The sequence below is a fragment of the Pseudomonas sp. PDM14 genome, assembly GCF_014851905.1.
Classification (GTDB): Bacteria; Pseudomonadota; Gammaproteobacteria; order Pseudomonadales; family Pseudomonadaceae; genus Aquipseudomonas.
In genome coordinates, this window is record NZ_JACVAQ010000003.1 from 242,330 (window position 1) to 262,441 (window position 20,112).

A 20,112-nucleotide genomic window follows, 5' to 3' on the forward strand; every position below is an offset into this window, starting at 1 on the left:
GCAGCCCGCTCACGGCATCGATCAGCAGGGGCGGCCGTTCTTGCCGATGTTGCTGTTGGGATCCGGCTGCACGCAGGTCTGCTCGGAGATCTGCTGAATTTGCGGGTTCTTGTCGCGGATGCTGCTGGTGAAAGTGCCGACGAAGCGCTCGGCCAGGGCCTGGTCGGTGAAGCGTCGCGCGCCGCTCAGGCTGCCGGTGTAGGAGCCGTTGCTGGACGCATAACAGTGCTCGTAGCCATCGCATTGCAGGGCGACGATCCATACCGGCGAGTTGACCAGAACACCCGCCTGGGTGGCGCTGGCGGCGAGCAGCAGCAAAGTGGAAAGCATGAGGCGCATATCGAGAACTCCTGTAGTCGAGTGAATGAGCCTATCTGCTTGGCACATCGCTGGCTATGCGACCTCGGTGTTCTGTGGCCGAGGTCGCGCTTGCATCAGTGGTGCTCGCGGGTGGCGCGGAATTTCACGTCCGGCCAGCGCTCTTCCATCAGCGCCAGGTTGACCCGGGTCGGGGCCAGGTAGGTGAGGTGGCCGCCACCGTCCAGGGCGAGGTTTTCCACGGCCTTGTTGGAGAATTCCTCAAGCTTCTTCTTGTCGCTGCAGTCGATCCAGCGCGCGGACCAGACGCTGATCGGCTCGTAGCCGCACTCGACCTTGTATTCCTCCTTCAGGCGGCTGGCGACCACATCGAACTGCAGCACACCGACCGCGCCGAGGATGATGTCGTTGCTGCGCTCGGGGAAGAACACCTGGGTTGCGCCTTCCTCGGCCAGCTGTTGCAGGCCCTGGCGCAGTTGCTTGGATTTCAGCGGATCCTTCAGGCGCACGCGGCGGAACAGTTCCGGGGCGAAGTGCGGGATACCGGTGAATCCGAGGTTTTCACCTTCGCTGAAGGTGTCGCCGATCTGGATGGTGCCGTGGTTGTGCAGGCCGATGATGTCGCCGGCGTAGGCCTCTTCCAGTTGCTCGCGCTCGCTGGAGAAGAAGGTCAGGGCGTCACCGATGCGCACGTCCTTGCCCAGGCGCACATGGCGCATCTTCATGCCCTGCGAATACTTGCCGGAGCAGATGCGCATGAAGGCGATGCGGTCGCGGTGCTTGGGGTCCATGTTCGCCTGGATCTTGAACACGAAGCCGGTGAACTTCTCTTCCGCTGGCTCCACGGTGCGCTCGTTGGCGACGCGGGCCAGCGGTTGCGGCGCCCAGTCGACCACGGCGTCGAGCACATGGTCGACGCCGAAGTTGCCCAGCGCGGTGCCGAAGAACACCGGGGTCAGCTGGCCGTTCATGAACTCATCCTGGTCGAATTCGTGGCAGGCGCCCTGCACCAGCTCCAGTTGCTCGACGAAACGCTCGTACTCGTCGCCCAGGTGCGCGCGGGCCTCGTCCGAGTCGAGCTTCTGGATGATTTTGGTCTCGGTGCGCTCGTGGCCGTGACCGGGGGTGTAGACGATGATGTAGTCGTCGGCCAGGTGGTACACGCCCTTGAAGTCGCGGTAGCAACCGATTGGCCAGGTGATCGGCGCGGCCTTGATCTTCAGCACCGCTTCGATCTCGTCGAGCAGCTCGATCGGGTCGCGGATGTCGCGGTCGAGTTTGTTGATGAAGCTGACGATGGGCGTGTCGCGCAGGCGGCAGACGTCCATCAGGGCGATGGTGCGTGGCTCGACGCCCTTACCGCCGTCCAGCACCATCAGCGCCGAGTCGACCGCGGTCAGGGTGCGGTAGGTGTCTTCCGAGAAGTCTTCGTGGCCGGGGGTGTCGAGCAGGTTGATCATGTGCTCGCGGTAGGGGAACTGCATCACCGAGGTGGTGATGGAGATACCGCGCTGCTTCTCCATTTCCATCCAGTCGGACGTCGCGTGGCGGTCGGACTTGCGCGACTTCACCGTACCGGCCACGGCGATCGCCTTGCCCATCAGCAGCAGCTTCTCGGTGATGGTGGTCTTACCGGCGTCCGGGTGGGAAATAATGGCGAACGTACGGCGTTTGGCGACTTCGGCGGCCTGGATGGTCATGCGGGAACCTGGTCGTGGAGCTGAAAATTGGCCGCAAAGTATACAGACTGTGCTCGCCGATTGCTGGTCTTGGGCTGGACGGCAGAGACACCCGCCAACTGCCACGGTTTGTGGCGTGCTGATGAGCGTCTCTGCGGATGGGCCTTAGAACGGCTTTTCCAGGTTGAATAGCAGCGATTGAGCCTGTTGGTCGCCGGAGCTGGCCGTGAGCTGGTACTCCAGGCGCAAGGCCCAATCGGTCGTGGTCCGCAGGCCGAGTCCGAGTCCGAGCAGGCCGCGATCCCCGCCTAGGGCATCGAGCTTGGCGTGGTACTGCAGGCCGCCGCTCAGGTCGGTATAACGCATCGAGGCGTCGCCGGCGCCCTGGAAGTCATGCTGGTACTCCAGGCGCAGGCTTGGCGTCAGCTCACCCAAGCTGCTGGTGAATGCATATTCGCTGCGTAGACCCAGGCTGCTGCTGCTGGTTTTGACGCTCTGCTCGTCGTACTGCAGGGTGTACAGGCGGTCGCCGCTTTCCGCGTAGCTGTCCAGGCGCGCATCGGCCATATCCAGGCGCAGGTAAGGGTTGAGCAGCCAGAGGCCTTGGCGGTACTCGTAACCCGCTGCCAGCGAGGCGAACCACTGGCCGCCATCACGATCTCCCTTAGTTTTGCCGCCGCTGTCGGTGATGTAGCGACGGAGATCGAAGCTGAGGCGCTGATAGCCGAGCACCGCATCCAGATAAATGTCCTGTAGAGGCCGGTAGCTGCCATAAAACGCCAGGCTGTAGCTATCGGCTTGGCTACGGCTGCCGTTGTCGCCGATATCGGTTTTGTCGTGGCCATAGCCGAAGCCCAGGCCCAACGTCAGCTGGGGTGACCAGCGATAGTCGATGCCTGCCGAGAGCCCCGAGGTGACGAAGTCCTGATCCTGGTCGGACGAGTCGTGAGAATCGTTGCCCACGCTGATGGTGCCAGTGGTCCAGACTGCCAGGGGCGAGGCCGGGGCTGTGCCGGGCTGGTTGGTCAGAGCCGGTGTGGATTCTTCTGCAGCCTCGATGCGCAGCGCATGGCGATCCTTGTCATTGGCGTTCTTAACTTGCAGCCACTGCTCCAGTACATCGGGTTCCTCCTGCCCGCGTTGGCGACGCAGGGTGTTCGAGGTGAGGTTGAAACCATTGCTGAAACTGCTGACGTTGCCACTGTGCAGGGCCTCCAGGCGTTGTTGGAAGTTGCTGATCTGGCCGCTGGCAAAGCGCCGGCTGCTGTTCGCCTGGGCGTTGATCAGGCCCTGTACCTCGGCGTCCTTGCTGGGGTCGCTGCGTACGATCACGTTGAAGGTGATGACGCCCGGTGTGGAAGTGCCGAAGGCGTTGCTCAGGGTGTAGCTCACGGCCACGCTGCCAGCCACGGCTGCGGTAGGTGTGAAGCGCAGCCGATAGCCGCTGTCGCCGGCACTGATTGCGGCGCTACCGCCACTGGTCGGCGTAATCGAGAGCACTGTTGCAGCAGAGAACGGCCCACCGCTGGCGTCCTTGGTGAGGTCTACATCGATGGCCTGACCGGCGATGGCGCTGAGTGTCTGCGAGGGTGCCAGCGGCACGGCACCGGCCGCGTTGACGGTAAAGCTTTGACTCACCTGAGCGGCGGGAAGATAGACACTGTCACCGGGCTGATCGGCATTGATGGTGCAGGTGCCTGCGGTGACGAAGGTCAGTGCACCACCAGAGGTGATAGTGCACACCCCAGGGCTTGCCGAACTGAAGACGGGAGTCAGGCCGGAATCCGCCGTGGCACTCAGGGTCGGAGGGCTATTGAAGTCCTGCGGGCCTGGGTTGGTGAAGGTAATGACTTGAGTGGCGGTTGGGATGACCGTGGTCGAGGCCGCCGATGCGGGGCCGGTACCGGCACTGTTGGTGGCCGTCACGGTAAAGCTGTAGGAGACGCCCTGAGTCAGGCCGGTGACGGTGATTGGGCTGCCGGCTCCCGCCGCACTGATACCGCCTGGGTTCGAGGTCACGGTATAGCCGGTAATGGCCGCTCCACCGTTGGATGCCGGTGCGGTAAAGCTGACCTGTGCACTGGTATTGCCGGCGACGGCGACTGCGGCCGTTGGAGCACCGGGAACGACGGCGTTGACCGTGAAGCTGCGGCTCACCTGCGTGGCGGCAAGATAGGAGCCGTTGCCAGCCTGGTCGGCATTGATGGTGCAGGTGCCGGCGGTAACGAATGTCACCACCCCAAGCCCGGTGATGGTGCATACACCGGTGGTCGACGAGGTGAAGGTCGGCGTCAGACCGGAGTCGGAGGTGGCCGAGAAGGTCGGGGTGGTGCCGAAGTTTCGCGAACCTGGATTGTTGAAGGTGATGGTCTGGGTCGCCTTCGGGGTAATGGAGTTAGAGGCTGAGGACGCAGGCCCGGTACCGGCCGAGTTGTCCGCGGTAACGGTGAAGGTATAGGCCTGGCCGTTGGTCAAACCGGTAACCACTATGGGTGAGCTGGCGCCATTGACCGGGGCTACATCGGGCGGGCTCACGGTCACCGTGTAGCCGGTGATGGTGGCGCCGCCGGTGTTGGTCGGTGCGCTAAAGGCGACGCTGGCCTGGGTGTCACCTGCGATGGCCGTGCCGATGGTTGGTGCATCGGGCACGATAGGGCTGACGGTAAAGCTGCGGCTCACTTGCGGGGCTGGCAGGTATTGAGTGTTGCCAGCCTGATTGGCGTTGATGGTGCAGGTTCCGGCCGTGACGAAGGTCAGTATGCCGCCGGAGGTGATGGTGCATACGCCCGTGGTCGAGGAGCTGAAGGCGATCGTCAGGCCGGAGGTCGAACTGGCGCCGCCACCCAGGATCGACAGGTCAGGCGCAGTGCCGAAGCTTTGTGCGCCTGGATTGGCGAAGCTGATGGTCTGCGGCGAGGCCGGGGTGATGGAGTTGGAAACGCCCGATGCTCCGCCGGTGCCTGCCACGTTGGTCGCCGTCACGGTGAAGGTGTAGGAGACCCCATTGCTCAGGCCGACAAGCGTGATTGGCGAACCGGCGCCGGTTCCAGTGAATCCTCCGGGGTTTGAGGTGACGGTGTAGCCGGTGATCGTCGCGCCGCCATTGGAGGCTGGTGCGGTGAAGGTGACATCGGCCTGGGTGTCGCCGGCGGTGGCAGTGCCGATGGTCGGTGCGCCGGGGACGATCGCGTTGACCGTGAAGGTGCGGCTCACTGTCATCGCGGCATTGGTGGTGGCGTTGCCCGCCTGATCGGCGTCGATGGTGCAACTGCCGGCGGTGACAAAGGTCAGTGCGCCACCGCTGGTGATCGTGCAGACGCCAGTGGTCGAGGAGCTGAAGGTCACCGTCAGGCCTGATGTGGAGCTTGCCGACAGGGTCGGCGAACCGCCGAAGCTTTGCGCTCCGGGGTTGGTAAAGGTGATGGTCTGGTTGGTCGGGTTGACGGTAAAGCTGCGGGTCACCTGCGGGGCCGGTAAGTAGTTGCTGTCACCGGCCTGGTTGGCGTTGATCGTGCAAGTGCCGGTGCTGGCGAAGGCTAATACTCCAGCCGATGTGATTGTGCACACCCCAGTGGTCGAAGAGGTAAACGCGACCGTCAGTCCGGAGGTTGAGCTGACTCCTGCCCCCAGATCCGGCGAAGTGCCAAAGCTCTGCGCGCCGGGGTTGGCGAAGGTGATGATTTGCGGCGTGGCAGGGGTGATCGAGTTGGAAGCGCTCGATGCCGCGCCAGTACCAGCCGAGTTGGTCGCCGTCACGGTGAAGGTGTAGGAGACCCCGTTGGTCAGGCCGGTGACCGTGATTGGTGAACCGGCGCCGGTTCCGGTGAACCCACCGGGGTTTGAGGTGACGGTGTAGCCGGTGATTGTCGCGCCGCCGTTCGAGGCCGGTGCGGTGAAGGCTACATCGGCCTGGGTGTCGCCGGCAGTGGCTGTGCCGATGGTCGGCGCGCCGGGGACTACCGCGTTGACCGTGAAGGTCCGGCTCACGGTGGGCGCGGCATTGGTGGAGGAGTTACCTACTTGGTCGGCATCGATGGTGCAACTGCCGGCGGTGACGAAGGTCAGTGCCCCGCCGGAGGTGATGGTGCAGACCCCGGTGGTGGCGGAGCTGAAGGTTACCGTCAGACCTGATGTGGCGGTCGCCGACAGGGTCGGCGTGGTGCCGAAGTTCCGTGAGCCTGGATTGGCAAAGGTGATGGTCTGGTCGGCCTTCGGTGTGGCGCTGCCGCTGGCACCAGAGCTCGGGCTGGTGCCGTCCGCATTGGTGGCCGTCACGGTGAAGGTATATGCCTGGCCGTTGACCAGACCGGTAACCGTGATCGGCGAAGTGGTGAAGCCGTTACCGCCGCCGGTTATTCCGCCTGGGTTGGCGGTAACGGTGTAGCCGGTAATGGCGGAGCCACCATTGCTGACGGGCGCAGTGAATGCAACCGAGACTTGGCCGTCGCCTGCTGTTGCGGCACCAATGGTGGGAGCGTCGGGCACGGCGGCATACACCGGCAGGCATAACAGCGTTAACCAGGCACCCAGGAGCATAAGCACGCTGCGGGCGCGGCTCGATTGTCGATACATCATTGTTCCCCTTTCAAAAGCTCAAGCGCATTGCAGCTCGACCTTTCACACTAAGTCCGCTAACCGTATGGGCGGCGTTGTGTTGGGGGGCGGGTTGGCTTGAGGGCATTTCTTTTTTTTATATGGCGCAGCTGAACCTATCCGTGGGCGTGGTGCGCGGCCTGGAGTATATCAGCAAGCCGAAGAATTCTGCGGATTAAGCCATACGGCGTCTGTCCCTCAATTGAGGGACAGACGCCGTATGGGGTTAGAAGCTAGTGCTAAGCGTCAGGCGCACACCCTGGTCGCTGTTGCCGTCGCCGAACTGGCCGGAGTAGCCCAGGCCAACACTGGCCTGTGCAGACAGCTGCAGATCCAGGCCGAGCTGCGCCAGGGCGCTGTCTTCGGCGACCGGCACACCCTTGACGGTGAAACTGTCGTAACCGGCCAGGCTCAGGTGGCTCTCATCGCTTGGCTCGTCGAAGGCATGCTGCCAGGCCAGGCTGGTGTGCAGGTTCAACGGCAGGCCGGCGATGTCGCCCAATGGGGCCGCTGCGCGTAGACCCAGGCTGGAATAGTCGACACTGTCGTCTTCGCTGTTGCCACTCAGAGCAGCAGTGCCGCCATGCTCGCGGAAGCCATCGCTGTCGACCTCGACATGGGCCAGGCCGGCGAATGGCTCCAGGGCCAGCTCGCCGAGCTGCAGGGCATAGCCCAGCTCGCCGAAGACCTGCGTGGTGTCGGCGTCGTAGTCGGCCTTTAGCGTTTCGCGCAGGGCGCCGACCTGTACGTCGCGCTTGCTGTCCACCTCGTTCCAGGTGCGGGCCACACCCATACGCAGGCTCAGGGCATCCCACTGGCCGCCGAGATAGGCGATCAGGCTGGTGCTGCCGATGTCGGCAGAGGATTCGCGGCGGTTCACGTCGAGGTCGCTGGTGCCATAACCTGCGGCGATACCGAGGCGCCAGGTCTGGTTCAGCGGCAGGTCGAGGCCGATCAGGGTGCCGCGGCTATCGCGGTCGAGATCGGCGACATTGCTGTTGCCGTCCTTGTCGCTCCAGTTGCCATAGCCGCTGAGCCAGAAGGTCAGGCCGCTGTCGGCATCGCTGTGCAGCACGTCACCGGAGGCGAGGCCGGACTGGCCAGTGCGCAGGCGTTCGATGACCGCTTCGCGTGCATAACGGCTGTCGTCGAACAGCGCGCTGCGGGTGCTGGCGTGTAGTTCACCTGAGAGGCTGTCGAAGGCCGCTTGGGCTTGCGCGGTGCTGAGGCTGAGCAGGGCGCTGTCCAGGCTGCCGGCGGCCGAGCCCAGAGCGGTGGCCACGGCCCTCTGGTTGCGCGTGGCGGCTGCGGCGACGTAGCTGATGTCATTGCGGGCCAGCAGCAGGCGCACCTGATTGCCCAGCGAGTAATCCAGGGTCGGAGTGAGGAAGGCCAGATCGCTGGTCACCGCGCCGAAGGTGCCGACGATGGGGTTGCTGCTGGTGACGATGCTGTAGGTAGTCGCAGGCGACCAGGTGCCAGCGCCGGCCAGCACGCTCAGCGTGGCGCCACCGAGGTCGAGGTTGCCGTTGACGATCAACTGGTCCGAAGTGCCGTCTGGGTTGGCTTCGAACTCCAGGGTCGAGGCCGCGTCGAAGGTGGCATTGCCATTGATGGTCAGGGTGCCGATGGAGTAACCGGGGTTGAGCGTGGCGCCGGCCAGCAAGGTGACATCACCGGTGATGCTGCCGTGGCCCCCGAGCCGGGCACCACTGGCCACATTCACATCGCTGGTCAGGCTGGCGCTGGAGCCGGCGCTGCCGCCGACGATCAGGCTGCCGGCGTTGACCGCGGTGACGCCGGTGTAGGTATTAGTGCCGTCGAGCACCAGCTTGCCGGTACCACTCTTGGTCAGGCCGCCGCTGCCAGTGATCGCGCCCGAGAACATGGTGCTGGCGTTGTCGCCTCCAGTGGTGAGCGTGGCGCTGCCGAGGCTAACCGATCCTGACCCGACCAGGGAGCCGATGCTCTGGTTGAAGCCATTGAGATCCAGCGTGGCGGCGGCATTGACGGTGATGGAGCTGGCTGCAGAGAAGGCATTACTGTTGCCTGCTTGTAGGCTGCCGGCAACGAGAATGGTGGGAGCTGTGTAGGTGCTGTTGCCGTTCAGCGTTAGTGTTGCGCTGCCCGTTTTGGTCAGGCTACCGGCGCCGGTGATGGCGCCGCTGCTCAGGTTCTCGTCCGTTTGCATGATCAGTACAGCGTCGTTGCCCAGCAGCACTCCATCGTCAAGCGTCAGGCCCGCGTCATCGGCAGTGATGAAGGCGCGGGTGTCATCCATCAGCCACACGACGCCGTTAATAACGGAGCCGGTTTGCAACGTCAGAGAGTTGTCACCACTGGTGAACTGCACGGCCGCGCCGTCTTCGCCGTCCTCCGCGAAGGGATTAGCCGCCAAGCCCCCGAACCCTGCGCTGATTGTGCCGGCATTGATGATATTCAGGTTGGCACCTGACACGCCGTGGCCGCCGCCGGCGTAGGTGTTGGCGCTGTTGAGGGTCAAGCTGGCGGCGCCGTTCTTGGTCAGGCTGCCGCTGCCGGAGAGCGCGCCGTTGAGCGTCAGGTCCTGGGCGCCGGTGAGGCCGAGTGCGGCATTGAGGGCGATGGTGTTGTTGATCACCCGCGCGGCGGTGCTGCTCAGGGTCGAATTGCCGGCCACGGTCAGGGCGCCGAGGCCGAGGGCTGCGTTGCTGCCCAGATTCAGGGTGCCGGCATTCAGCGTGGTGCCACCGGAATGGCTGTTGAGACCGGACAGGGTCAGGGTGTTGTTGCCGCTCTTGATCAGCTGGCCGGTGCCGGTGAGTGCGCCGGTCAGGCCGAGGTTGTAGGGGCTGCTGACGGTCAGGGCGTCGTTGAGCAGCACGTTGTTGCCCAGGTTCAGCACCTGCGAACTGGTCAGGCTGCCCGGACCGTTGACGGTGAGCACGCCGCTGCCGAGGGCGCTCGCATTGCCTGCGCTGAGGGTGCCGGTGTTGAGGGTGATACCACCCTGGAAAGTATTGGCGCCGTTCAGCGCCAGGGTGCCGCCGCCGATCTTGGTCAGCGAGCCGGTGCCGCTGACCACGCCGTTGAGCGTCATGTCGGTGCTGCCGGGCAGGCTCAGGTTGTTGCTCAGCACCACGGCGTTGGCCAGCGTGCGTGCGGCGGTGCCGGACAGGTTGCTGGCCCCGGTAATGGACAGTGCGCCGCTGCCCAGGGCGAGGTCGTTGCCGAGCAGCAGGCCGCCGGCGCTGAGGGTGGTGCCGCCGCTGTAGTTGTTGGCGCCGGAGAGGGTCAGCACGCTGCTGCCGTTCTTCACCAGTGCGCCGCTGCCGTTGATCACCCCGCTCAGGCCGAAGTCGTTGCTGCCTTGCGCGGTCAGCCCGCCGGTATCCAGGCTTACCGCATTGGTGAGCACCAGCCCGGCGCTGCCCGCCTGGATCGCCCCGCCATTGCCGGTGAGCAGGCCGCTGCCGAAGGCGCCGGCATTGTTGAAGATGACCAAGCCGCCATTGAGCAGGCTGCTGCCGGGAACCGGCGTGCCGCCCAGCGTCCAGCTGCCACTGTTGACCCGCAGGTTACCGAAGTTGATGTAGTTGGCGCCGTCGATCACGCCGCTGCCACTGACGCCACTACCGGTACCGCTGACCGCGTTCTGCAGGATGAGCGTGTTATTGCCGCCGGCGCCGCCGTCGATCACCCCGGGGGCGGAAAAGCCCAGGCCGAGGCCGGCGATGTTGAGCACGTTGAGGTTGGCACTGGCGCCGTTGGACACCGTCGAGCCGGTGACGGCGGTGAAGGTGTTGGCGCTGTTCACGCCCATGCTCACGCTGCCGTTGATGGTGCCGGCGTTGATGAAGGTGTTGCCCGGCAGCGACGCCTGGAAGCCGACCCGGCCGTTGATGGTGCCGGTGTTGATCATGTTCACCTAGCCGCCACCGTAGACGGCGACCTGCGGGGTGTCCGCCTGCAACACGGTGACGTTGGCCAGGACGTTGGAGCCGATGATGCCGGCGTTGTTGATGTTGGTGACGCCGCCGGCGCCGTTCTGCACGCGCAAGGCGAAGCCGGAGAGGTTGAGCAGGTCGACGGCGACGCCGGTGGTGCCGTTGATGACCCCGGTGCTGAGGTTGTTGACCGTCACGGTGCTGGCGTTGCTGTTGCCGATCACCACGCCGTTGTTGAGCACCGACAGGCCAAGCAGGCTCGGGTTGATGACCCCGGCGTTGTGCAGGGTGACGTTGTTGCCGGTCATGGTCATCGCCGTGCCGAGCAAACCGAGCAGAGCGGATGCCCCTGCGCCGTTGTTGACCGTGGCGGTCAGGTTGTCCTTGGTGCTGGAAAACGGGGCAAGCCCGCTGGCTGCCGTCGAGCAGGTAACGGTAGTGCTACCCAATGGTAGAACGCAATCCGCCTGTACACCCGTCGCGGCCAACATGGCGGCGAACAGCAGAGATACCTGCGCAGGGCAGGCCTTCGGACCGCGCACGCAGGCCCTGTGGAAAAAGTCCATTTATTCACTCCCCCCGGCAGGGGATTTCCGCCCTAGCAAACGACCGGTGCACTGCTCAAAGACACCCTGGATATGACGTTCTTGTTCGAGTAGTCATGTTTCTACGCTAGGCACTGTTCTGCCCTGCGCAAGGCGGCGGCCCCGATGGCGGATGAATGGTCATTTTCTGAGCGGCTGGACACATCCTTTTGACGGCTCTGCGGCGGGCTTTGCAGCAAGTTTTCAGCACTCGTCGGATGTCTCGGAAATTCCCCGGTACAGGTTCTCCGGTCTCGATGTGCGCTTGACGGCCATCGGCTGTTTCGGAAAAGGTGTGATCTGACGTAATCTATTTGAGAATTATTATTATCAAATAGCGATTGCGGCCGACCTTGTCGGTGGCAGGGGAGGCGCTATGTCGGCCAGTCTGGCTCGCATTCTGATCATCGAGGACGACCCGTCCCTGAGCAGCCAGCTCGGCGAGCTGCTGACCGGGCGTGGCTACGCCGTGAGCGCCAGCCTGCGCGGCGAGAGCGGCCTGGCCATGGCTCTGGCGGATGCGCCGGACCTGGTGCTGCTCGACGTGATGCTGCCGGACAGCAACGGCTTCTCCGTGCTGCGCCGCCTGCGCGAGCAGCAGCAGACGCCGGTGATCATGCTCACCGCCTGCGGCGCCGAGGAAGAACGCATCCGTGGCCTGCGCCATGGCGCCGACGACTACCTGGCCAAACCGTTCAACTTCACCGAACTGCAGCTGCGCATCGACGCCGTGCTGCGCCGCAGCCGCAGTCACGAGGCGCCGCGCAATGCCCAGCCGCAGCAGTTGCAGGTCGATGAGCTGCACCTCGACCGCCACGCCCAGCACGCCCGCGTCGGCGAACGCCTGCTGGCGCTGACGCCGATCCAGTTCCGCCTGCTCTGGCATCTCGTCGCCCACCGCGGCGAGGCGCTGAGCAAGCCGTACCTCTATCGCATGGTGCTGGAGCGCGACTACAGCAGCTACGACCGCGGCCTGGACATGCACGTCAGCCGCATCCGCCGGCGCCTGGTCGAGGCCGGGTCGGCGGCGGACCGGCTGCAGACCCTGCATGGCCGCGGGTACGCCTTCGAATGAACCGCCGCCTGTTCTGGAAACTGTGTTTCGTCGTCGCCGTCGGCAGCGTCGCGCTGTTCTGGGTGATCGCCCGCCTGGCCTGGCAGACCGAGGAGCGCATGAGCTTCATCGCCGAGCGCGACCAGGCCACCCTGCATCAGTACGGCGACCAGGCGCGCACCCTCTATCAGTCTGGTGACGAGGCGGCGCTGCAGGCCTGGCTCAAGGCCGTGCAGGACAGCGAGCGGACCTGGGCCGCGGTGGTCGAGGCCGAGGTGCGGCCGCTGGCCGGCAGCACGCTGTCGGCGCGTTTCGTCGACAGCTTCACCCTGGGCCGTGACGTGAGCTGGAAGATCCACCTGTACTTCCAGGAAAACCCGATCATGGACATCCCTTTCGGCGATGGCCGCACCAGCCTGCTGATCGAGCTGCCGCAACGCATGCGCCCCGGTCTCTATTGGCACTACGCCAAGCTGATGCTGCAGCTGGTGGTGCCGCTGGTTCTGCTGCTGATCGTCTGCCTGGTGCTCTATCGCCACCTGATGCAGCCGCTGCGCCGCCTGGAACAGGCCACCCGGCAATTCAGCGAAGGTCGCCACGACGTGCGGCTCGCGCAACGACGAGCTGGCCAGCCTGGCGGAGACCTTCGACGCCATGGCCGCGCGCACCGGCCAGTTGATCAGCGATCAGCGCCAGCGCCTGGCGGACATGTCCCACGAGTTGCGCACGCCGCTGACGCGCATCGAGATGGCGGTCAGCCTGGCTGAGCAACAGGGCGACAACCGCCTGCTGCTCGAACGCATCCGCGACGATTGCGGTGACATGCGCCGCCTGGTCGAAGACGCCCTGACCCTGAGCTGGCTGGAGAACGAGCGGCCGTCGCTGCGCGATGAAACCCTCGACCTCACCGAGCTGCTCGACAGCATCCTCGACGATGCGCGCTTCGAGTACCCGGACCGCCACATCGAAGCCGAGCTGCCCGGCGAGGCGGTGCTGGCCGGCAGCAGCCACCGTGCCCTCGGCCAGGCCATCGAGAATGTGGTGCGCAACGCCCTCGACCACACGCCGCCGGCCGGCGTGGTGCGCGTCAGCCTGGACAGCCAGGCCGATGCCTTCCGCCTGCGCGTCGCCGACCAGGGCCCCGGCGTGCCGGAGCAGTGGCTGGAGCGAATCTTCCTGCCGTTCTTCCGCGCGCCTGGTGAACGGCCCGGCTTCGGCCTCGGCCTGGCCCTGGCGCTGCGCCAGGTCAAGGCGGTCGGCGGCAGCATCCGCGCCAGTAACCTGGCCGGCGGCGGGCTGCAGATGGAACTGCTGCTGCCTTGCGATACGGCCGCCGCGTGACAGCGCGAGCGGCGTAACGTCCTGCGTAACAGTTGTAAAAGTGGTTCCGCGCACACGCGTTAGCGATGAGAATTCTCAAATGAGAAATATTCACATGTTCCCTCGAGGAGTTTTCATGCATCGCTGCCCCTATCGCCTGTCCCTGCTCGGCGCCATGACCTTCAGTGGTTTGCTGGTCGTCGCGCCAGCCTTCGCTGATGAAACCAAGGAAGCCCTGGAGCTGCTGCCCAGCGAGGTCAACGCTGCACGCAGCAACCCGGCGGAGAGTGTCGAGGCCGAACAGCTGCAGCGCTACCAGGCCACCGACCTGCAGGACGTCTTCGAGTCGAGCCCGGAAGTCGCCGTCGCCGGCGGTGCCGGCGTGGCGCAGAAGCTCTACCTGCGTGGCCTCGAGGACACCCTGCTGAACATCAGCATCGACGGTGCCAACCAGCCGGGGCAGACCTTCCACCACACCGGCCGCATCGGCATCGAACCCGAGCTACTCAAGCGCGCCGACGTGCAGGCCGGCACCGGTGACGCCACCGCCGGGCCAGGCGCCCTGGGCGGCGCGATCAAGTTCGTCACCAAGGACCCGGACGACCTGCTGCGCGAAGGCGAGCAGGCCGGCGCGCTGCTCAAGAGCGGCTACTTCAGCAATGGCGAAGGCTACAAGACCAGCGCCAGCGTGTTCGGCCGTTTCAACCAGGACTGGTCGGCCCTGGCCCTGGCCAGCTACCAGGACCAGAACGACTACGAAGATGGCAACAACGACGACGTGCTCGGCACCGGCGCGCGGCAGAAGCTCGGCTACGCCAAGCTGGTCGGCAAGCTCAGCGACGCGCATACCCTGCGCCTGAGCTACGAGCAGCGCACCGACGAAGGCGAGCGCACCCAGCGTCCGCAGTGGATCGCGAGCAGCTTCAACGCGCTCTGGCCGCTGCAGACCGAGCGCGAAACCTGGACCCTCAACCACAGCTTCAAGCCGACCGACAGCGAGCTGATCGACATCGAGACCACGGTCTACCACACCGAGACCGAGCTGCAGCAGGATGCGCGCTTCGGCCTCTACTACGGCACCACGCGCAGCACCGGCTTCGACCTGCGCAACACCAGCCATGTCGGCGATCACCGCGTGACCTACGGCGTCGACTACCGTGACGACCGCGGCACGCTCGGCCCGGCTGGCGACCGTGAGCTGGACAGCGAAGACGGCAGCGTGACCGGCCTGTACATCCAGGACGCCTACCAGATCACCAGCAAGCTGCTGCTCGGCGCGGGCCTGCGCTACGACCGCTACGAACTGGATGACCGCGACGAGCAGAGCTTCCGCGACGACGGCGTCAGCCCCAACGTCAACCTGCGCTACGAACTCACTCCGGAAGTGGCGCTGCTCGCCAGCCACAGCCGTGCGCTGCGCGGTACCCAGGTGCGTGACGCGTTCAAAATGGATTCCTCGGCCAACGACCCGGACCTCAAGGCCGAGAAGGCCAAGACCTCGGAGCTGGGCGTGGAGTATCGCCATGCCGGCTGGGAGCTGTCCGCCAAGGGCTACGTCACGCGCATCGAAGATGCCGTCGCCGACCCACTGGGCCGACCCAACCTCTTCGAGAACGTCGGAGACCTGAAGAGTAAGGGCGTGCTGCTGCAGAGCGCCTACCACTGGCAGCGCCTGAGCCTCGGCCTGAGCTATCACCACAACGACACCCGCGTCGATGGCGAGCGCCTCAACGTCTACGAATACAACGGCCTGGGCACCAGCATCGGCGACACCTGGACCACCTTTGCCGACTACCGCATCAGCGACCAGCTCAGCGTTGGCTGGCAGGGCCGCTTCGTCGAGTCCATCGACAGCCTGCACACCGGTGTCGGCACCGTCAGCAAGCCCGGTTACGGCGTGCATGACCTGTACGGCGAATGGCAGGCGCTGCCCGAGCGTCTGACCCTGAAAAACATCTTCGACAAGGAGTACCTCGACCACGCCAGCAACGAGGACTTCGAGCACATCGTCGACTACGAAGGCGTACGCGGCTCGAACGAGCCGGGACGCGAGCTGCGCCTGGGTGTGGCGCTGCGTATCTGAGTGCCGGACAACGGCCTGCCGACCCGCGTCGGCGGGCCGTTTTGTTCAGCATAAAGGACGTTTTGTCGAGTATTTGAAACAGTCAATCAGGGTGGCGACAAGTCGCTGTAAAACTGCGGCAATTTTTGGTTGATATCAGGGGGGCATGGCCCTAAAGTTCGCGCCCGAACGTCCATGCTGGAAACGATCCATCCGGCTCAAGTACTGACGACGAGACAGCAAGGTCAGCCCGCTTCCACGGTTGGCCTTTTTGCTTTCGGCGACATGCCTTGGGAAGTAGGCGAACCAAAGTGGGGAAACGGATTAGGCGTTCGCGGCTCTAACCAATGAGCCAACCCCTCAATCAACGAGTTTTGCCAATGGAGTCCCGCATGTCGATCCAGGTCGAAGACTACTACCCGCGCGAAACCTTCCAGAAGATGAAGGCGTTCGCAGACCAGCAGGAAACCCCGTTCGTGGTGATCGACACCGCGATCATCAGCAAGGCCTATGACGACCTGCGCGCCGGCTTCGAATTTGCCAAGGTGTACTACGCGGTCAAGGCCAACCCGGCGGTCGAAATCATCGACCTGCTCAAGGACAAGGGCTCGAGCTTCGACATCGCGTCGATCTACGAGCTGGACAAGGTGATGAGCCGCGGCGTTGGCCCGGAGCGCATCAGCTACGGCAACACCATCAAGAAAGCCCGCGACGTGCGTTACTTCTACGAGAAGGGCGTGCGCCTGTTCGCCACCGACTCCGAAGCCGACCTGCGCAACATCGCCAAGGCCGCGCCGGGCTCGAAGATCTATGTGCGCATCCTCACCGAAGGTTCGACCTCGGCTGACTGGCCGCTGTCGCGCAAGTTCGGCTGCCAGACCGACATGGCCATGGACCTGCTGATCCTCGCCAAGCAACTGGGCCTGGTGCCGTACGGCATCTCCTTCCACGTCGGTTCGCAGCAGCGTGACATCGACGTGTGGGACGCCGCCATCGCCAAGGTCAAGGTGATCTTCGAGCGCCTCAAGGAAGAAGACGGCATCACCCTGCAGATGATCAACATGGGTGGCGGCTTCCCGGCCAACTACATCACCCGCACCAACAGCCTGGAAACCTACGCCGAGGAAATCATCCGCTTCCTCAAGGACGACTTCGGCGACGAGCTGCCGGAAATCATCCTCGAGCCAGGTCGCTCGCTGATCGCCAACGCCGGCATCCTGGTCAGCGAAGTGGTGCTGGTCGCGCGCAAGTCGCGCACCGCCGTCGAGCGCTGGGTGTACACCGACGTGGGCAAGTTCAGCGGCCTGATCGAAACCATGGACGAGGCGATCAAGTTCCCCATTTGGACCGAGAAGAAAGGCGAGATGGAAGAAGTGGTCATCGCCGGTCCGACCTGCGACAGCGCCGACATCATGTACGAGCACTACAAGTACGGCCTGCCGCTGAACCTGGCCAGCGGTGACCGCCTGTACTGGCTGTCCACCGGCGCCTACACCACGAGCTACAGCGCGGTGGAGTTCAACGGCTTCCCGCCGCTGAAGTCGTTCTACCTCTGAGGTAGCGGCTCGCACGCGCGAGCCTGCGCTGACGAAGAACCCGCCATCCGGCGGGTTTTTTTTATGACTATCGATCTGTCCCGCGCCGTCGATCATTGATCGTTCCCACGCTCCGCGTGGGAATGCCGTTCCAGACGCTTTGCGTCTGCGGGGGGCGTAGAGCCTGCCTGTGGAACAGTTTCACGCTGAGGCGTAGGTGCTATCGGGCTTTGATCGTTCCCACGCTCCGCGTGAGAATACCGTTCCAGACGCTCTGCGTCTGTGGGGCGCAGAGCCTGCCTGGACAGTGTCAGGCTGAGGCGTGGGGCCATCGGACTTTGTATGCTCGCAGCTAGCCTGGCACATTCGTGCGCAGGCGTGGTCAGGTGTAAATGAAAGGTAAAAGCGCCTGTCACACGTCCCGGTGCAACTCATTCTCAAATAAAATCGCCTCGCAATCCGGCCATGCCCGGTCCTCCCGTTCTGCAAGGTGTCGCGCTCGTGTTTAAGAAAGTCCTCTTCCAGCTGCACTGGTTCTTCGGCATCACCGCCGGGCTGGTGCTGGCGCTCATGGGTATTACCGGCGCGCTGTACAGTTTCGAAGGCGAGATCATGCGCGCGCTCAATCCCGACGTGCTGCGCGTCGAGGTGCGTGAGACGGGTGTGCTTCCGCCGGTCGAACTGGTCGGCAAGATCGAAGCCGCGGCGGACAAACGGGTCGCCTCGCTGTGGGTCGACACCCGCGACGACAGCGCCGCCCAGGTCTACTTCACCCCGCCACCGGGCGAGCGCCGCGGGCCGATGCGTTTCTTCGACCCCTACACTGGCGAGCTGCTCGGCGAGCCCAGCGGCAAGGCGTTCTTCGGCCTGATGCTGCAACTGCACCGCTTCCTCGCCATGGGCGACACCGGCCGGCAGATCACCGGGGCCAGCACCCTGGCGCTGCTGTTCTTCTGCCTCTCCGGGCTGTACCTGCGCTGGCCGCGCAAGGCGCTGAGCTGGCGCACCTGGCTGACGTTCGACTGGTCGAAGAAAGGCCGCTCGTTCAACTGGGACCTGCACGCCGTGGTCGGCACCTGGTGCCTGGTGATCTACCTCAGCGCCGCACTCACCGGCCTGTACTGGTCCTATGACTGGTACCGCAACGGCGTGACTCGCCTGCTCAGCGATGCCCCGGTAGGGCAGCAGGGTGAGCGCCGTGGCGGTGGTCGCGGCGAGGCACCCCAGGGGCCGCCGGCGACGGTCGACTACGACGCGCTGTGGCAGAGCATGCAAAGCACTGCCGGTGAGCGGATGGCGGCCTGGAACCTGCGCCTGCCGCCGGTGGCCGGGCAGCCGGCAACGGTGTTCTACCTGCGTGACGATGCCGACCACCCGCGCGCGCTGAACCAGATCACCCTCAATCCGCTCAGTGGCCAGGTCAGCGCCCACGAGCGCTACGACGACAAGAGCTTCAAGGCGCAGCTGCTGGTCAGCGTCTACGCCCTGCACACCGGTGAGTACTACGGGCTGCTCGGGCGCATCATCATGTTCCTCGCCAGCGTGGCGATGCCGGTGTTCTTCGTCACCGGCTGGCTGCTCTACCTCGACCGCCGCCGCAAAAAGCGTGCGGTGCGCGCGGCGCGTGGCGAAGTCGGCGGCGCAGCGAGTGGCGACAGCTGGCTGATCGGTTTCGCCAGCCAGAGCGGCTTCGCCGAACAGCTGGCCTGGCAGACCGCCGGGCAACTGCAGGCCGCGGGCCATCCGGTGCAGGTCCAGCCGCTGGCCAAACTCGATGGGCCGATGCTGCAGCAGGCCGACAAGGCGCTGTTCGTGATCAGTACCTTCGGCGACGGCGAGGCGCCGGACAGTGCCCGTGGCTTCGAGCGCAAGCAACTGGCGCAGCAACTGCCGCTGGGCAATCTCAGCTATGCGTTGCTGGCCCTGGGTGATCGCCAGTACAGCCACTTCTGCGGGTTCGCCCGTCGCGTGCACGGCTGGCTGGAACAGCAGGGCGCGCGCAGCCTGTTCGCCCCGGTGGAGGTCGACGGCAGCGACCTGCAGGCCCTGGAGCACTGGCAGCGCCTGCTCGGCGATGTCAGTGGCGCCAAGCCGCTGCAGGTGCAGGACGTACCGTTCGAGGGCTGGACCCTCGACCGCCGCGAGCCGATCAACCCCGGCAGCCAGGGTGCACCGACGTTCCTGATCGGCCTGCAACCCGCAGAGACGGCCGACTGGCAGGCCGGCGATATCCTCGAAGTGCTGCCGCGCAACGACGAGACGCGGGTGCGCAGCTGGCTGCAGCAGCATGGCCTGGACGCCTCCGCCTGGGTCACTGTCGGCCCGCTGGCCCAGCCGCTGCACGAGGCCCTGGCCACGCGCCAGTTGCCCGACAGTTCCGCGCACCTGATCGGCCTGCACGCCCAGGCACTGCTGGAAGCGCTGGTGCCGCTCGCCGCGCGCGAGTACTCGATTGCCTCGTTGCCGAGCGACGGCGCGCTGGAGCTGATCGTACGTCAGGAATTCCACCCGGACGGCAGCCTCGGCCTCGGCTCAGGCTGGCTCACCGCGCACGCACCGCTGCATGGTCAGGTGCTGGTACGCCTGCGCCGCAATGCCGGCTTCCACGTGCCCGGGGATGATCGCCCGCTGCTGCTGATCGGCAACGGCACTGGCCTGGCCGGCCTGCGCAGCCTGCTCAAGGCACGCGCGCTGGCGGGTCATGCACGCAACTGGCTGCTGTTCGGCGAGCGCAATCGTGCCCACGACTTCTACTGTCAGGGCGAGCTGGAAGGCTGGCAGGCTTCAGGCGTGCTGACGCGCCTGGACCTGGCCTTCTCCCGCGACCAGGCGCAGAAGGTCTACGTGCAGGACCGCCTGCGCGAGGCGGCCGAGGAGCTGCGCGACTGGCTGGAACAGGGCGCGGCGATCTACGTCTGTGGCAGCCTGGAAGGCATGGCTGCCGGCGTCGATCAGGTGCTGCGCGAGGTGCTTGGCGATGCCGGTGTCGAGCAGTTGCTGGAAGAGGGTCGTTACCGCCGCGACGTCTATTGATCAGCCTC

The 20,112-nt window shown here is 65.0% G+C and carries 11 protein-coding genes; 6 read left to right on the forward strand and 5 right to left on the reverse strand.

Annotated elements, in window-relative coordinates:
- Window positions 1-21: 21 nt before the first annotated feature.
- From IB229_RS20795 to IB229_RS20815, 5 genes are all read right to left on the reverse strand, one after another.
- Window positions 22-339 (reverse strand): hypothetical protein, encoded by a 318-nt coding sequence (locus IB229_RS20795; RefSeq protein ID WP_192331846.1) that lies wholly within the window; start codon window positions 337-339, stop codon window positions 22-24.
- A gap of 95 nt (window positions 340-434) precedes the next feature.
- Entirely contained in the window at window positions 435-2,018 is a 1,584-nt protein-coding gene (locus tag IB229_RS20800; protein ID WP_192331847.1) for a peptide chain release factor 3, read from the reverse strand.
- A 144-nt stretch (window positions 2,019-2,162) separates the two neighbouring features.
- The gene (locus IB229_RS20805; protein ID WP_192331848.1) at window positions 2,163-6,482 is read right to left on the reverse strand and encodes an autotransporter domain-containing protein; all 4,320 of its coding nucleotides are present in this window, start codon (window positions 6,480-6,482) and stop codon (window positions 2,163-2,165) included.
- A 334-nt stretch (window positions 6,483-6,816) separates the two neighbouring features.
- Window positions 6,817-10,491: an autotransporter domain-containing protein gene (locus IB229_RS20810; RefSeq protein ID WP_225579308.1), complete on the reverse strand. Its 3,675-nt coding sequence runs from the start codon at window positions 10,489-10,491 to the stop codon at window positions 6,817-6,819.
- Between the two features lie 6 nt (window positions 10,492-10,497).
- Window positions 10,498-11,082 carry a hypothetical protein gene (locus IB229_RS20815; protein ID WP_192331850.1) on the reverse strand — a complete coding sequence of 195 codons (585 nt, stop codon included), beginning with the start codon at window positions 11,080-11,082 and terminating at the stop codon, window positions 10,498-10,500.
- Window positions 11,083-11,476: 394 nt separating this feature from the next.
- On the opposite strand from IB229_RS20815, the gene IB229_RS20820 reads away from it, so the two are divergent.
- The 6 genes from IB229_RS20820 (at window position 11,477) to IB229_RS20840 (ending at window position 20,104) form a co-directional block, all read left to right on the forward strand.
- Complete coding sequence (locus tag IB229_RS20820) at window positions 11,477-12,175, forward strand: response regulator transcription factor (protein WP_192331851.1); 699 nt, start codon at window positions 11,477-11,479, stop codon at window positions 12,173-12,175.
- Entirely contained in the window at window positions 12,172-12,921 is a 750-nt protein-coding gene (locus IB229_RS21975) for a histidine kinase sensor domain-containing protein (protein WP_225579275.1), read from the forward strand. The genes IB229_RS20820 and IB229_RS21975 overlap by 4 nt, the downstream gene beginning before the upstream one ends.
- Window positions 12,809-13,495 (forward strand): sensor histidine kinase, encoded by a 687-nt coding sequence (locus IB229_RS21980; protein WP_225579276.1) that lies wholly within the window; start codon window positions 12,809-12,811, stop codon window positions 13,493-13,495. Before IB229_RS21975 ends, IB229_RS21980 begins: the two co-directional genes overlap by 113 nt.
- A 115-nt stretch (window positions 13,496-13,610) precedes the next feature.
- Complete coding sequence (locus IB229_RS20830) at window positions 13,611-15,557, forward strand: TonB-dependent receptor domain-containing protein (protein WP_192331852.1); 1,947 nt, start codon at window positions 13,611-13,613, stop codon at window positions 15,555-15,557.
- A gap of 371 nt (window positions 15,558-15,928) precedes the next feature.
- On the forward strand, window positions 15,929-17,092 hold the full coding sequence (locus tag IB229_RS20835; RefSeq protein ID WP_192331853.1) for a type III PLP-dependent enzyme: 1,164 nt from the start codon (window positions 15,929-15,931) through the stop codon (window positions 17,090-17,092).
- 480 nt (window positions 17,093-17,572) lie between these two features.
- On the forward strand, window positions 17,573-20,104 hold the full coding sequence (locus IB229_RS20840) for a PepSY domain-containing protein (RefSeq protein ID WP_192331854.1): 2,532 nt from the start codon (window positions 17,573-17,575) through the stop codon (window positions 20,102-20,104).
- The last annotated feature ends 8 nt before the right edge of the window (window positions 20,105-20,112 follow it).